This is a genomic window from Enemella evansiae (assembly GCF_002250705.1).
GTDB classification, from domain to species: domain Bacteria; phylum Actinomycetota; class Actinomycetes; order Propionibacteriales; family Propionibacteriaceae; genus Enemella; species Enemella evansiae.
The window spans coordinates 1-14,877 of the sequence record NZ_NMVP01000027.1 but is presented as its reverse complement, the minus strand read 5'-3'; the positions used below and the strand labels follow the sequence as shown (position 1 = coordinate 14,877).

Below are 14,877 nucleotides of genomic sequence, written 5' to 3'. Positions count from 1 at the left end.
CCGGGTGGTCTTATCGGGCCGGTTGACCTCGATCACCTCGATCCCGGCCGCCAGCAGATGCACCGTCAACCCGGCCCCATACGAACCGGTCGACTCGACCCCGATCGCGGTGATCGGTCCGTGGCCGGCGACCCAGTCCACCAACGCGGCATAACCCGCGCGGGAGACCGGGAACTCCCGATCAGCCAACAACACCCCGGTCTCGGTGAGCACGACCGCGTGATGGGTGCGTTGATGAGTATCGACCCCGGCCACCACCGGGGTCGGGTCTTGAGGCGTGGCATGGTTGGTGGTCATCATGGGTGATGTCTCCCTCTACAACTGGATCGAGGGATGACCTCCCAGGCCGGGCGGACACCACAGTGATGAGACACCGATCAAGGTCCTATCAAGTCACACCCGCCCGGTCTGGCCATCCAAACCGAAAGAGGGGCCCGGCGGGCCGGCCGTCGACAAGTCGCGTTCAAGGCACCCAACCAACAGCGCCAGTGTCGAGATCGGTCAAACGAACAACCCAGACCCCAAAGACATCATCCCCAAGGCCACCGGACCCCCACCACCATCCTCACTGTGTCGAGATGAGCAGCTGAGGCGCAGCGACCGGATGGTTCATCTCGACACGCTGCCCCGGCTCCGCTTCGCTACACCGGGCCAGCTACTCGATGAACATCAGGGCTCGCTGTGCGACAGTGTGGGGATGAGCCCTGAGCCGACGGTGAGCACCGAGCGTTTCGACCGGTTGACGCTCGCCCATGACGCCTCGCACTATCTGCTGATCCCCGAGGCGGTCGCGGCCCCGGCTTCGATCTCCGAATTGTCGGCGCTGATCCACCGCGCCAAGCGCACTGGCCACGGCCTCACCTTCCGCGCCGGCGGGACCAGCCTGTCCGGGCAGGCGGTCAGCGACGGCCTGCTCGCCGACACCCGCCGGCACTTCGGCCAGATCACCGTGCTCGACGACGGCGCCCGGGTCCGCGTGCAACCGGGTGCGGTGGTCCGCCAGGTGAACGCCCGGCTCGCCCCCTACCGTGCCAAGATCGGCCCCGACCCGGCCAGCGACGGCGCCTGCACCCTCGGCGGCGTACTCGCCAACAACTCATCCGGAATGCTCTGCGGCACCGACTTCAACAGCTATCGGACGCTGGAGCGGATGACCGTGCTGCTGCCCAGCGGGACCGTCCTCGACACCGGTGCCGCCGACGCCGAGGAGCGGCTGCGGGCCCTCGAACCGGACCTGTACGCCGGCCTGCTGCGGCTGCGCGACCGGGTCCGCGGCAATCCCGAATCGATGCGCATCATCCGCCATCAGTTCTCGATGAAGAACACCATGGGCTATGGCCTGAATTCCTTCACCGACTTCGATTCCGCGACCGACATCCTCGCCCACCTGATGATCGGCTCCGAGGGCACCCTGGGGTTCATCGCCGAGGCGACCCTGCGCACCGTACCGGTGTACCCGCAGGTCAGCACCGGGCTGCTGGTCTTCGATTCCCTGTCGGCCGCGATGACCGCACTGCCCGCCCTGGTCGACAGCGGGCTGGCGACGGTGGAACTGATGGACGCCCAGTCGCTGCGGGTGGCCCGCGCACTGCGCAACTCCCCCGCGATGATCCGCAATCTGGATGTCGCCAACCATGCCGCCCTGCTGGTCGAGCAGCACGCGCCGACCACCGAGGAACTCACCGAACGACTGCGGACCACCGAGGCCGTCACGGCCGCGCTGCCGCTGGTCGGGCCGGCCGAGATGACCACCGACGCGGCCACCCGCGCATCGCTGTGGACGGTCCGCAAGGGCCTGTACGCCGCAGTGGCCGAGGCGCGTCCGCAGGGCACCACCGCCATGCTCGAGGACGTCGTGGTCCCGGTACCGTCGCTGCTGGCTGCCTGCGAATCGCTGACCGAGCTCTTCGACAGGTACGCCTACCCGGCGGCGGTGATCTTCGGCCACGCCAAGGACGGCAACGTGCACTTCCTGCTGAACGAGGAGTTCGGTGCCGACGTGCAGCGCTACACCGACTTCACCGAGGACATGGTGCAACTGATCCTCGGCCTCGGCGGATCGCTGAAGGCCGAACACGGCACCGGGCGGATCATGGCCCCCTTCGTCCGCCGCCAGTACGGCGACGAGCTCACCGAGGTGATGATCGAGGTGAAGCGGCTCTTCGACCCCGACGGGGTGCTCAACCCCGGCGTACTTCTCAACGAGGACAGCGAATCCCACATCAGCAATCTGAAGACCACCGCCCCGGTCGAGGAGGAGGTGGACCGCTGCGTGGAGTGCGGGTTCTGCGAACCGGTGTGCCCCAGCCGCGACCTCACCCTCACCCCGCGGCAGCGGATCGTGGCCCGCCGCGAACTGGTGGCCGCCCGGGCGCGCGGTGACGACGAGCTGGTCGCGGAGCTGAGCGAACGCTACGAGTACGCCGGCAACGACACCTGCGCCGCGGACGGGATGTGCAGCACCGCCTGCCCGGTGAGCATCGACACCGGAGACCTGGCCCGCCGGTTGCGCGGCGATCGGCACCACGCCGTCGCAGGCGGTGCCTGGCGGGCGGCGGCGACCGCCTGGGCACCGTTCACCGGGGTCGGATCACTGGCCCTCACCGCGGCCGCGGCGGCACCCGGGGCCGCAACGGCGGCCAGTGAGCTCGGCCGCCGGCTGCTCGGCAGCGACCAGGTGCCGCGTTACGACCAGGGCCTGCCGGCCGGTGGGCCACCGCGGCAGGGCTGGCGGGCACCGAACGCCGAGGTCGTCTGGTTCGACGCCTGCATCCAGACGATGTTCGGCCCCGAGGACGGGCAACAGCCGCTGGCGCGGGCGGTCGAGGAACTGTTCCGGCGCGCCGGGATCGCGGTGCGCACCCCGTCCCGGCTGCCGGGCCTGTGCTGCGGCACACCGTGGTCATCGAAAGGCATGCAGGCCGGACACCGGGCGATGGCGCGGCGCACCGTGGCCGCGCTCGTCGACGCCTCCGACCAGGGCCGGTTGCCGATCGTCTGCGATGCCGCGTCCTGCACCGAAGGGCTGTTGAAATCCGCGCACACCGCTGCCGGTGGTGCCGGGGATTCCCAACCGGAGTTGCAGATCCTCGATCTGGTCAGCTACGCCCGCAACGAGTTGTTGCCGCGGTTGACGATCACCACCCGGTTGCCGTCGGTGGTGCTGCACCCCACCTGTTCCTCACGCCAGCTCGGTCTCGACGACGACCTGCGCGCCATCGCCGAGGCCGTGGCCGATGAGGTCGTGGTGCCGACCGCCTGGGGCTGCTGCGGTTTCGCCGGGGACCGCGGGCTGCTGCATCCGGAGCTGACCGCGGCGGCGACCGCACCGGAGGCGGCCGAGGTGACCACGCGCGAGTTCTCGGCGTACGCCTCGCTGAACCGGACCTGCGAGATCGGGATGACCCGGGCCACCGGCCGGCCCTACCAGCACATCCTTCAGCTGCTCGCCGAGGCGACCCGCTGAGCGATGCCGTTCACCGCGTTCTCCCAGCTGGCCAGGAACTCCGCGACCCCGAGCTCCAGCTTCGCGTCGGCGAGCTCGTCGCCGCGGGTGACACCCCGGTTCACGATCACCACCGGCTGGCCGCGGCGTGCCGCACCCCGGACGAACCGCAGCCCGGACATCACCGTCAGCGAGGATCCCAGCACCAGCAGGGAATCCGCCGACTCGGCGATCTCGAAGCAGCGCTGCACCCGCGGTTTCGGCACCGACTCACCAAGAACACCACATCGGGTTTCAGTACGCCCCCGCAGGCCAGACACTCGGGCACCACGAAGTCCTGCCAGTCCTCGACGACCGCGTCGCCGTCGGGTCGCAGTTCCGCCTGCCCGGCGGCCAGCTGATTGTCGGCGGTGACCTCGATCTCGGGGTTCAGCCGGGAGATCCTGTCCTGCAACGGTTCCCGGCCGCTGCGGGCCCCGCAGTCCAGGCAGACCACCTGGGACAACCGGCCGTGCAACGCGACCAGACAGCGGCTGCCGGCCGCCTCGTGCAGGCCGTCGACGTTCTGGGTGATCACCCCCGATACCGGGCCACCGGCCTCCAACCGGGCCAGACTCTGGTGACCGGCATTCGGCAGCGCGGAGCCCATCCGCGCCCAGCCACGATAGGAGCGGGACCAGTAGCGGCGCCGGTTCTCCGCCGACCGCACGAAGTCGGCGTAGAGCATCGGGTTCGCCTTCGGCGCGGTCGGACCGCGGTAGTCAGGGATCCCGGAGTCGGTGGACATCCCGGCGCCGGTCAGCACCGCCACCGATCCGGTGCCGGTGAGCAGCCGCAGCGCCTCGGGGATGCCCATCAGATCTCGATGTGCTTCTCCAGCTTGTCCGTCGAGTGGCCGTGCAGCCGGCGGGCGGCCTCGGCGATCGATCCGGACAGGGACGGATAGACGGTGAAGTCGTGGGCGAAGTTGTCCACGGTGATCTTCTCCGAGACGGCCAGCGAGATGGTGTGGATCAGCTCGCTGGCGTGCGGGGACACCACCACGCCGCCGACGATGATGCCGGTGGTGGGCAGGCAGAACAGTTTCACGAACCCCTCGTGGATGCCCTGCATCTTGGCCCGCGGGTTGGTGGCCAGCGGCATGTTGATCGCCAGCGCGCGGACGTCACCGGAGTCGACCTGCTTCTGGGTCACGCCGACGGTGGCGATCTCGGGGGAGGTGAAGACGTTGGAGGAGACGACGTTCAGATCGAGCGGGGCCACCGCGTCGCCGAGCGCGTGCCACATCGCGATCCGGCCCTGCATGGCCGCCACCGAGGCGAGCATGTTCACCCCGGTGCAGTCGCCCGCGGCGTACACCCCACGGGCGCTGGTCCGCGACACCTTGTCGACCTCGATGAAACCACCCTTGTCGAGGGTGATCCCGGCCTCTTCCAGACCGATGCCCGCGGTGTTCGGGATCGAGCCGACCGCCATCAGGCAGTGCGATCCGGTGACGGTCCGCCCGTCGGTGAGCTTCACGGTGACGGTGTCCCCGTCGCGGGTCACCGACTCGGCGCGGGACTCCGACAGCACCTCCATGCCGCGTTCGGTGAAGACGTCCTGCAGCACCTTGGCCGCGTCGGAGTCCTCACCGGGCAGCACGGTGGTCCGGGAGGAGACCAGGGTGACCCGGGCGCCGAGCGCGTCATAGGCGCTGGCGAACTCGGCACCGGTGACGCCGGAGCCGATGACGATCAGGTGCTCGGGGATCTCGGTGAGGTCGTAGACCTGGGTCCAGGTGAGGATCCGTTCGCCGTCCGGCTGGGCGGTGACCAGTTCGCGCGGATGGGCACCGGTGGAGATCAGCACCACATCGGCGTCGAATCGCCGTTCCCCCTCGGCGGTCTCGGCGACCACGGTTGCGGGGCCGTCCAGCCGGCCGAGGCCGTTGACGACCTCGACCCCCTCCGCGATCACCTTGTCGCGGATGTCCTTCGACTGCCGTTCGGCCAGCTTCAGCACCCGCCGGTTCACCTTGCCCAGGTCGATCGTCACCCCGTCGGCGTTGTCGGTGCCGTTGTCGTTGTCGATGCGCAGGCCCAGCTCTTCCGAGCCCTTGACCGTCATCATCACCTCGGCGGTGGCGATCAGCGTCTTGCTCGGTACGCAGTCGGTGAGGACGGCCGAACCACCCAGGCCGTCGGTGTCGACCAGCGTCACATCCCCGCCGAGCTGGCTGCCCACCAACGCAGCCTCGTATCCGCCGGGTCCGCCACCAATGATCACCACTCGAGTCACGGGGGCCATTGTTCCATCCCCGGACGGACACTCCTACTCGGCGGGGGTGCGGGGCCCGAGGAATCCCTAGACTGACGCCGTGACCGACATCTCAGCTGCCCCCACCCCCGACGAGTCCGGCCCCGACCAGCTGGCACAGGCGGCCGCGGCCGCGCTCCGCGAGCGCCTCGGCATCGACCGTCTCGATCTGGCGCTGGTGCTCGGCTCCGGCTGGTCCGCGGCCGCCGATGACCTCGGGGAGCCGCTCGGCGCCGTGGAGTTGGCCGAGCTGCCCGGCTTCTCCGCGCCGGTGGTCGTCGGCCACGGTGGTCAGTTGCGAGTGGTGCGTACGCCGAACGGCAGGACCGCGGCGATCCTCACCGGGCGCACCCATTACTACGAGAACCGCGACCCCCAGGCCGTCGCGCACGGGGTGCGGACCGCCGCCGCCGCCGGGGCGCAGACCCTGGTGCTGACCAACGGCTGCGGGTCGCTGCACCGCGAGTGGGGCCCCGGTACGCCGGTGCTGATCGCCGACCACATCAACCTCACCGGTGCCACCCCGCTGCGCGGCGCCACCTTCATCGATCTCTCCGAGGCGTACAGCGCACGGTTGCGCGACCTGGCCCGACAGGTCGACCCGAGCCTGCCGGAGGGGGTCTATGTGCAGTTCGGTGGGCCGCAGTACGAGACCCCGGCCGAGGTGCGGATGGCCGGGGTGCTCGGCGGTGACCTGGTCGGCATGTCGACCACCCTGGAGACCATCGCCGCCCGGGCCGCCGGGCTGGAGGTGCTCGGTATCTCACTGGCCACCAATCTGGCCGCCGGGATCAGCCCGGAGCCGCTCGACCACGCCGAGGTGATCGCCGCCGGCAAACAGGCCGCTCCCCGGCTGGCCCAGCTGCTGCGTGGTCTGGTGGAGGTGCTCTGATGCCGGCCGCCGGGCTGGCCGAGCAGGTCCGGGCCTGGATCGCCGCCGATCCCGATCCGGTGACCGCGGCCGCGGCTGCCGATCTGCTGGAGAAGGCCGACGCCGGGGATCCGGCGGCCGCCGAGGAGCTGGCCGATGCCTTCGCGGGGCCGCTGGAGTTCGGTACCGCGGGGTTGCGCGGGGCGCTCGGCCCCGGGCCGGGGCGGATGAACCGGGTCGTCGTCTCCTACGCCGCCGCCGGGTTGGGGGCCTACCTGCAGGGTCTCGACCCACTCGACCAACGTGCTGCTCGGCCCCGCGTACTGGTCGGCTACGACGCCCGCTACAACTCCGATGTCTTCGCCGCCGATACCGCGGAAATCCTTGCGGCACAGGGTTTCGAGGTGCTGGTCACGAGCCGGCCGGTGCCGACCCCGGTGGTCGCGTTCGGCATCCGCCAGCTCGGTTGCGTGGCCGCGGTGGTGGTCACCGCCTCGCACAATCCGCCGCAGGACAACGGCTACAAGGTCTACCTCGGCGACGGTTCGCAGATCGTGCCGCCGGCCGACGCCGAGATCGCCGCGGCGATCCGGGCCGCCGAGCAGACCCCGATCGCCGACCTGCCCCGCTCCACGAACCACGCCCGGATCGACAGCGACCTGCTGGACGCGTACGCCGACCGGCTCGTCGCGTTGCTGGATCCGGCCGGCCCCCGCGAGATCTCCTGGGTCTACACGCCGATGCACGGCGTCGGCGGGGCCGTCGTGGACGAGGTGGTACGCCGGATCGGATTCCCCGCCGGGATCGAGGTCGCGGCCCAGGCCCAGCCCGATCCGGCCTTCCCCACCGTCGGTTTCCCCAATCCCGAGGAACCCGGTGCGATGGATCTGGCGCTGGAGTTGGCCGGCGAGCACGGGGTCGATCTGGTGATCGCCAACGATCCCGATGCGGATCGTTGTGCGGTGGCGATCCCGGGCGTCGTCGAGGGGTATCGGATGCTGCACGGCGACGAGCTGGGCGCGCTGCTCGCCGACGACTTCTGCCGCCGTGGGGTCACCGGGGAGTACGCCAACTCGGTCGTCTCGGGGTCGATGCTGCACGCGATCGCTGCGGCGTACCGGAAGCCGAGCACAGTCACGCTGACGGGGTTCAAGTGGATCGGCCGGGTACCGGGGCTGGCCTTCGGTTATGAGGAGGCGATCGGCTACTGCTGCGATCCGGCGGCGGTCGCCGACAAGGACGGCATCTCCACCGTGGTGCGGGTGCTGGATCTGGCGGCCCGGTTGAAGGCCGAGGGGTTGACGATCGCCGACCGGCTCGACGAGTTGGCCGCCGCCCACGGCGTACACCTCGATGACCAGTGGTCGCTGCGAGTATCGGATCTGCAGGTGATCCGTGATGCGATGGATCGGTTGCGCGCCGACCCGCCGACCGAGCTGTGTGGCGATCCGGTCGGTTACGCCGATCTGGCCGAGGGCTGGTCGGGTCTGCCGCCGACGGATGCGGTACGCCTCAGCGGCGCGTTCGTGACCGTCACGGTGCGGCCCTCGGGGACCGAACCGAAGCTGAAGTGCTACCTGGAGGTGCGGATCCCGCCGGAGCAGAGTGCCGCCGATCTGACCGGCTCCCGGACGCTGGCGGCGACCCTGATGTCCCAGCTGAAGACCGAGGTGCGGGCTAAGCTCGGGCAATGAAGGCCTACCCCACGGTGCTTTCCGCCGGCCCGATCACCCGGTTCGACGGGTTGGCGGCCGATGCCCCACCCCGATCGCTGCGGACGAAGATCCCGGTGCGGTTCAACCCGTTCCTGAGGTTGCTGCTGTTCGTGCTGCTGTTCGCCGCCAGCGCCGGGGTCTTCTTCCTGGGATTCGCGGTGCTGATCGGTGCGACCTCGGCCACCCAGATGGTGGTCGGAGCGGCGATCCAGCTGCTCGGCAGCGTCCTCGCCTATGCGATCTTGACGCTGCTGATCGAGAGCCGTCGGCCGCCGGTGGAGCTGGCGCCGCGGCGGGCACTCGGCCTGGCCTGGGGGTTGCTGTTCGGGACCTTGGCGATCCTGGTGTCGTTCGGGGTGATCTGGCTGCTCGGCGGCTTCCGGATCACCGGTGCCGCCTGGCCCGCGGAGGTGGGCGACTGGTGGCGGATGGTGTTCGTGGTCGGCGTGGTCGCCGGGATCAGCGAGGAGCTGCTGTTCCGCGGGGTGTTCTATCGCCTCGCCGAAGAGGTCCTCGGCACCTGGCTGGCGATCCTGCTCTCCGGACTGGGCTTCGGGATGATGCATCTCGGCAACCCCGACGCCACCTGGTGGGGCGCGATCGCGATCGGGTTGGAGGCGGGCCTGCTGTTCGGGGTGCTGTACGCCTGGAGCCGCTCGCTGTGGTTGCTGATCGGTTTCCACTTCGCCTGGAACGTCGTCCAGGGTCCGATTCTCGGCATCACCGTCTCCGGTACCGGCACCCAGACAGGTCTGCTGCGGGTGCTGCCGGAGGGCAATCCGCTGATCTCCGGCGGCGTCTTCGGCGCCGAGGCCAGCGTGGTCACCGTGGTGCTGCTGACCACGGTCGCGGCGCTGCTCGCCGTCCGGCTGGCGCGTACCGGCGGTGTGGTCGCCCCGATGTGGAGCCGTCGCGCCCGGCAACGCCGCGCCATCGCCGCCGAATCTGCCCCTCGGACCCCCGGGCAAACTGATGCAGCTTTGATGCCCGGTCGGGATCAAAGAATTCCTTGATGCCGAGGCAGGGTCAAAGATTTCCTTGATGCCACCCGGGCATCAGAAGAATCCTTGATGCCACCCGGGCATCAGAAAAATCCTTGATGCCACACGGGCATCAAAACGCCATTGATTTGCGGGGGTCGCAGCGGAGAGCTCGGCGACCCGGGATCACTCCCTGGTGCCGCGGAGGCGGTTGGTGAGCAGGATGCCGCCCTCGATGGGGAGGACGGTGCCGGTGATCCAGGCGGCGCGGTCGCTGGCCAGGAAGAGCAGGGCGTCGGCGATGTCCCCCGGTTGGCCGACGCGGCCGAGCGGATAGCGAGATCCCATCCGCTCCATCAGGCCCGGGTCCTCGGCCTTGGCGTCCGCCCAGGCGGGGGTCTCGACGGTGCCGGGGGCGACCGCGTTGGCGCGGACACCCTGCTCGGCGAAGTCGGCGGCCAGGGTCCGGGTGAAGTGCAGCAGGCCCGCCTTGGCCGTCGAATACCCGTGCCCGCCGTACCAGCCGAGCCCGTTCACCGAACCGATCGCCAGCACCACACCCCCGCCGGTGGAGATCATCAGCGGCAGCAGGGCGCGGCTGACCAGCATCGGGCCGAGCAGGGTGGCCTCGAGATCGAGCCGCAGCTGGTCGACGGTCGATGACAGCAGGGATTCGCCCTCGTCGCCGGCGTGGTACGCCCCGTGCAGCAGCACGTCCAGGCGGCCGAGGTCCTGCTCGACCGCGGTGCGCAACGCCTCGACCGAATCGGCATCGGCGACATCCACCTGGTACGCCGCAGCGCCGGGCAGCTCGGCGGCCAGGCGTTCGGCGGCCTCCTGATCGAGGTCGGCGATCAGCACCCGGGCCCCGGCCGCGGCGAACCGGCGCGCGGTCTCGGCACCGATCCCCGACGCACCACCGGTGATCAGCACCACCCGGTCGGCGAACTCCCCCGCCCCCTCACTCATTGATCGGCGCCCAGCTCGGCCCGGTCTCACCGAGCTTCTCATCCAGCTTGGCGAACAGCGGCGACGGCTTCTGCAGCGGCGTACCGACCTTGATCGGCCGCGATTCCCAGCTGGCCTGCGCTGCGGCGTAGTCCCCCATCAGCACCGGATAGTCCGGCCCGCCCTCCTCGGAGACCTCGCGGATCTCCGGCTGCGCGGCCCACACACCCTCGCCGCCGAGCGCCTCGAACACCTTCTGCGCCGAGTGCGGCAGGAACGGGGTGAGCAGGGTGTTGCAGTCGGCGACCAGCTGCAGCGCACAGTGCAGCACCGTGTCGCGGCGGGCCGGGTCGTCCTTCAGCTTCCACGGTTCCTGGTCCGACAGGTATCGGTTGGCGAGCGTGACGACACGCATCGCCTCGCCGATCGCGTTCTTGATCCTGTTGTGGGCAAGGAGATCGCCGACGGTGTCGAAGGCGGTGCGGGCGGCGTCGAGCAGTTTCTGGTCGGCCTCGGTGAGTTCACCGGCGGCGGGGATCTCGCCGTTGTTCTTGTGCGCCATCGAGATCGAGCGGTTCACCAGGTTGCCCCACTCGTTGGCGAGCTCGAAGTTGTTGCGGCGGACGAACTCGTCCCAGGTGAAGTCGGCGTCGTTGTTCTCAGGTCCCGCAACCGCAATGAAATAACGCAATGCGTCGGGTCCGAACTCGGCGAGCACGTCCTTGACGTAGATCACCCGGGAGCGGGAGGTGGAGAACTTCGCGCCGCTCATCGTCAGGAACTCGCTGGAGACGACCTCTGTCGGCAGGTTCAACTCACCGAAGACACCCGGCGTACCGCCCTTGTCCCCCTCACCGTTCTGGCCGAGCAGGATACCGGGCCAGATGACGGTGTGGAAGACGATGTTGTCCTTGCCCATGAAGTAGTAGCTGACCGCCTCCGGATCGTTCCACCACTGCTTCCACGCGTCCGGATCACCGATCCGCCGCGCCCATTCGATGGAGGCGGAGAGATAGCCGATCACCGCGTCGAACCAGACGTAGAACTTCTTCATCGGCTGGTCGACCCAGCCGTCCAGCGGTACCGGGATGCCCCAGTCGATGTCGCGGGTGATCGCGCGCGGCTTGAGGTCGTCGATGAAGTTCTGGCTGAACTTGAGCACGTTGGGGCGCCAGTCGGTGCGCTGCTTGAGCCAGCCGGTGAGGCTGTCGGCGAAGGCGGGCAGGTCGAGGAAGAGGTGTTCGGTCTCACGGAACTCGGGCACCTCGCCGTTGATCCGGGAGCGCGGGTTGATCAGGTCGACCGGGTCGAGCTGGTTGCCGCAGTTGTCGCACTGGTCGCCGCGGGCGCCGTCGTAGCCGCAGATCGGGCAGGTGCCCTCGATGTAGCGGTCGGGAAGGGTACGCCCGGTGGACGGGCTGATCGCGCCGAGCTGGGTCCGGGAGACCACATAACCGTTGTCCCACAGTGCGGTGAACATCTGCTGCACCACCCGCTGGTGATTCTGGGTGGTGGTGCGGGTATAGAGGTCGTAGGAGAGCCCGAGCCCGTGCAGATCCTCGACCAGTTGGCGGTGATACTTGTCGACCAGCTCGCGGGTGGTCAGCCCCTCCTTGTCGGCCTGCACGGTGACCGGGGTACCGTGCTCATCGGACCCGGAGACCATCAGCACCTGATGCCCGCGCATCCGCATGAACCGGGCGAACACGTCGGAGGGGACACCGAATCCGGAGACGTGACCCAGGTGCCGCGGACCGTTGGCATACGGCCACGCGACAGAGGTCAGCACATGAGCACACATGAACTCCAGACTAGTGCCTGTCCACCCCTCCGCTCATCGAGTCGCTCGCGCAGCAACCGCCACCCACGCTCATCGAGTCGCTCGCACAGCAACCGCCACCCACGCTCATCGAGTCGCTCGCACAGGAACCGCCACCCACGCTCATCGAGTCGCTCGCGCAGCAACCGCCACCCACGCTCATCGAGTAGGTCGCGCAGCGACCGTGTCGAGATGAACCCCCACCCGCCTGCGGATAGATTCCGTACATGCCGCAGCCGCACAACGTCACCTTCTTCGACTCGGCCACCGAGTTCCGCGACTGGCTGGCGGTGAACCACGAGACCACGACCGAGCTGTGGATGGGCCTGCGCCGCAAAGGCATCGAACCCCGCGGGCTGACCTGGGCGGAGGCCGTCCCCGAGGCGCTCTGCTTCGGCTGGATCGACAGCGTCTCGCACCCCTGGGGTGAGGACGCCCGCGCCCAGCGCTGGACACCGCGGAAGAAGAGCAGCACGTGGAGCCGGGTGAACATCGCGCATGTCGAGCGGCTGATCGCCGAGGGCCGGATGCACCCGGCCGGCCTGGCGGCGTACCAGGCGCGCGGCGAGGAACGGTCCGGAATCTATTCGTACGAGCTGGATGCGGGTGAGTTGCCGAGCGAGTACGCCGCAGCGCTCACCGCCGATCCCCGGGCGCGGGTGTTCTGGGACGCCGCCACGCCCGGGTACCGAAAGATCTGCGTGCGCTGGATCCTGGGCGCCAAGCAGCAGACCACCCGGGACCGGCGGGCCGCGCAACTGGTACAGCTCTGCGCAGCAGGCGAGCTCATCCCCAGCCAACGCCACGGAGACGAGCCCGCCTGGCTCCGCCGTGCCCGCACGTTCATCGAGTAGCACCGCATGCAGAGCGAAGCGGAGCGATAGCTCACCGCACCAGCACGTTCATCGAGTAGCGAGCCATGCGCAGCGAAGCGGAGCAATAGCTCACCGCACCCGCACGTTCATCGAGTAGCGAGCCATGCGCAGCGGAGCGGAGCAATGGCTCGCGTGTCGAGATGAACCGACCACGCACCTCTCGACACGGTCGCTGCGCGACCTACTCGAGGAGCGTGAAGACACGGTCGCTGCGCGACCTACTCGAGGAGCGTGAGGACACGGTCGCTGCGTGACCTACTCAAGGAGCGTGAGGACACGGTCGCTGCACGACCTACTCGAGGAGCGTGCAGCCTCACGGAGTGAGCAGCACCCGTCCGCGCAATCCACCCTCCCCCACCCGCCGGTACGCCTCAGCGGCGTCGCCAAGCGGATAGCTGGCGGCGACGCGCACGGCCAGCTCACCGGAGGCGCTGCGGCGCAGGAGCTCGGCCAGCCGGGCACCGTCGGTGGTGACCGACACAGCCTGCACGGTGATCTCACGTTCCGGTTGCACCGGCGCGGGCGGGAAGACACCGACGAAGGCGCCGCCGTCGACGATCGCGGACAGCGCACCCTCCTGCAGCGCGGCCGCGTCCAGGACGGCATCGAAGCCGCGCTCCGGCAGCTCGGTGACCAGGTCCACCGGCGTACCGTCCGTCCCAGTGATCCCGGTGACGAACTCCCGGTCGCTCTCCCGGGCCAGCCCGCTGACCCGCCAACCGGCGGCGGCCGCCAGTGCGATCGCATAACCACCGACCGCGCCGGCGGCACCAGTCACCAGCAGCGAGCGGCCATCGGCCGGGCCCAGCAGGTCGAGCGCCTGGGCGGCGGTCAGTGCGTTCAGCGGGATGCTCGCGGCGGCGACCGGGTCGAGCCCGTCGGGCAGCGGCGCGACCGCGGCAGCGGGCAGCACGACCCGGGCAGCCTGGGCGCGAGCCGGGGCCGCCAGGTCGGCGTGCAGACCAGTGACCCGGTCACCGACCGCGAAGCCGTCGACATCGGTACCGACCGCGCTGACCACCCCACTGACGTCCCAACCGAGGCCGACCTCGGCGGGCAGGCCGAACGCCTCGCGCAGCGGGCCGGCGACGACCTGCGCATCGGCGGGGTTGATGCCGGCCGCGGTCACGTCGATGACCACCTCACCGGTTCCCGGTGTCGGATCGGGCAGCTCGACGAGCCGCGGGGTGGTGGTGCCGGAGACGGCGGAGAGGGCATGCATGGTGAAAACTCCTTCGCTGGTTGGAAACCTTGCGACACCCACTATTCGAGTGTTACTCTCTTTTGGGAAGTAGGCACCTGGAAGTGCGTGTGCCACCCGAAGGAGAGCTATGCCGACGAAGACTGCCCAGCAGCGCCGAGCCGACGCCAAGGTGGCCTACGACGCCTACCTCGCCCAGTGCCCCTCGCGGCAACTGCTGGCGCGGATCTCGGACAAGTGGGTGACCCTGATCATCTGTGCGCTCGGCGATTCCGAGACCTCGATGCGTTACTCCGAGCTGGCGCGGCAGATTCCGGGGGTGAGCCAGAAGATGCTCACCCAGACGCTGCGCAGCCTGGAACGCGACGGCCTCGTTGCGCGCACAGTGACCGCCGCGGTACCCCCGCGGGTGGACTACGCGTTGACCCCGCTGGGTCGCTCCTTCCTGGAACCCATCCAGCACATCAAATGCTGGGCCGAGAACCACATGCCCGAGGTCGACCGCGCCCGCGCCGCCTACGACGCCACCCTCACCCAGTAGCGCCCACCACGCTCATCGAGAAGCAGCCCACGCGAAGCGAAGCGGAGCAATGGGCTGCGACGGTCCTATAGATCGTCAAGTGGTCATGAGGTCGGTTTTGAGGTTTCGGTAGATGGTGCGGGCGAGGTGGCGTTTGAGGCATCGGATGGTTTCGGCGCGGGTCTTGTGTTCGCTGGTGCGTCGG

The 14,877-nt window shown here is 69.4% G+C and carries 13 protein-coding genes; 6 read left to right on the top strand and 7 right to left on the bottom strand.

The genetic code is table 11. The annotated features are described in order from the left end of the window. Positions 1-300, bottom strand: a 300-nt coding sequence (locus BI335_RS13925; RefSeq protein WP_144009081.1) for an IS110 family transposase, incomplete at its 3' end; no start/stop codon positions are given. Positions 301-697: 397 nt separating this feature from the next. On the opposite strand from BI335_RS13925, the gene BI335_RS13920 reads away from it, so the two are divergent. Then, positions 698-3,466, top strand: coding sequence for an FAD-binding and (Fe-S)-binding domain-containing protein (locus BI335_RS13920; protein WP_094431600.1), 2,769 nt, complete (start codon positions 698-700; stop codon positions 3,464-3,466). Here BI335_RS13920 and BI335_RS22060 read toward each other — a convergent pair. Genes BI335_RS22060 through BI335_RS13910 form a run of 3 tightly spaced genes read right to left on the bottom strand, consistent with a single transcriptional unit; the run spans position 3,439 to position 5,725 of the window. Next, positions 3,439-3,651 (bottom strand): hypothetical protein, encoded by a 213-nt coding sequence (locus BI335_RS22060; protein ID WP_229119588.1) that lies wholly within the window; start codon positions 3,649-3,651, stop codon positions 3,439-3,441. The two genes, BI335_RS13920 and BI335_RS22060, sit on opposite strands and share 28 nt — an antisense overlap. Continuing rightward, complete coding sequence (locus BI335_RS13915) at positions 3,633-4,301, bottom strand: Sir2 family NAD-dependent protein deacetylase (protein ID WP_229119587.1); 669 nt, start codon at positions 4,299-4,301, stop codon at positions 3,633-3,635. Before BI335_RS13915 ends, BI335_RS22060 begins: the two co-directional genes overlap by 19 nt. Next, complete coding sequence (locus BI335_RS13910; RefSeq protein WP_229117995.1) at positions 4,301-5,725, bottom strand: NAD(P)H-quinone dehydrogenase; 1,425 nt, start codon at positions 5,723-5,725, stop codon at positions 4,301-4,303. Before BI335_RS13910 ends, BI335_RS13915 begins: the two co-directional genes overlap by 1 nt. Positions 5,726-5,813: 88 nt before the next feature. On the opposite strand from BI335_RS13910, the gene BI335_RS13905 reads away from it, so the two are divergent. Genes BI335_RS13905 through BI335_RS13895 form a run of 3 tightly spaced genes read left to right on the top strand, consistent with a single transcriptional unit; the run spans position 5,814 to position 9,342 of the window. Continuing rightward, a complete protein-coding gene (locus BI335_RS13905; RefSeq protein WP_094431603.1) occupies positions 5,814-6,635 on the top strand; it encodes a purine-nucleoside phosphorylase in 822 nt (273 codons plus the stop codon). Then, complete coding sequence (locus BI335_RS13900) at positions 6,635-8,308, top strand: phospho-sugar mutase (protein ID WP_094431597.1); 1,674 nt, start codon at positions 6,635-6,637, stop codon at positions 8,306-8,308. Before BI335_RS13905 ends, BI335_RS13900 begins: the two co-directional genes overlap by 1 nt. Then, complete coding sequence (locus BI335_RS13895; RefSeq protein ID WP_094431595.1) at positions 8,305-9,342, top strand: CPBP family intramembrane glutamic endopeptidase; 1,038 nt, start codon at positions 8,305-8,307, stop codon at positions 9,340-9,342. Before BI335_RS13900 ends, BI335_RS13895 begins: the two co-directional genes overlap by 4 nt. Positions 9,343-9,495: 153 nt before the next feature. Here the strand turns inward: BI335_RS13895 and BI335_RS13890 are convergent, their stop codons facing one another. Both BI335_RS13890 and metG read right to left on the bottom strand, forming a co-directional pair. Further along, a complete protein-coding gene (locus BI335_RS13890; protein WP_094431592.1) occupies positions 9,496-10,278 on the bottom strand; it encodes an SDR family NAD(P)-dependent oxidoreductase in 783 nt (260 codons plus the stop codon). Then, on the bottom strand, positions 10,271-12,058 hold the full coding sequence (gene metG / locus BI335_RS13885) for a methionine--tRNA ligase (protein WP_094431590.1): 1,788 nt from the start codon (positions 12,056-12,058) through the stop codon (positions 10,271-10,273). The genes BI335_RS13890 and metG overlap by 8 nt, the downstream gene beginning before the upstream one ends. Before the next feature lie 245 nt (positions 12,059-12,303). Here metG and BI335_RS13880 point away from each other — a divergent pair, with 245 nt between their 5' ends. Beyond that, the gene (locus BI335_RS13880; protein ID WP_094431588.1) at positions 12,304-12,930 is read left to right on the top strand and encodes a YdeI/OmpD-associated family protein; all 627 of its coding nucleotides are present in this window, start codon (positions 12,304-12,306) and stop codon (positions 12,928-12,930) included. A 334-nt stretch (positions 12,931-13,264) separates the two neighbouring features. On the opposite strand, the gene BI335_RS13875 is transcribed toward BI335_RS13880, so the two are convergent. Further along, positions 13,265-14,173, bottom strand: coding sequence for an alcohol dehydrogenase catalytic domain-containing protein (locus BI335_RS13875; RefSeq protein WP_094431586.1), 909 nt, complete (start codon positions 14,171-14,173; stop codon positions 13,265-13,267). 109 nt (positions 14,174-14,282) lie between these two features. On the opposite strand from BI335_RS13875, the gene BI335_RS13870 reads away from it, so the two are divergent. Next, positions 14,283-14,693, top strand: a complete 411-nt coding sequence (locus BI335_RS13870) for a winged helix-turn-helix transcriptional regulator (protein ID WP_094431584.1) — start codon at positions 14,283-14,285, stop codon at positions 14,691-14,693. Positions 14,694-14,877: the final 184 nt, after the last annotated feature.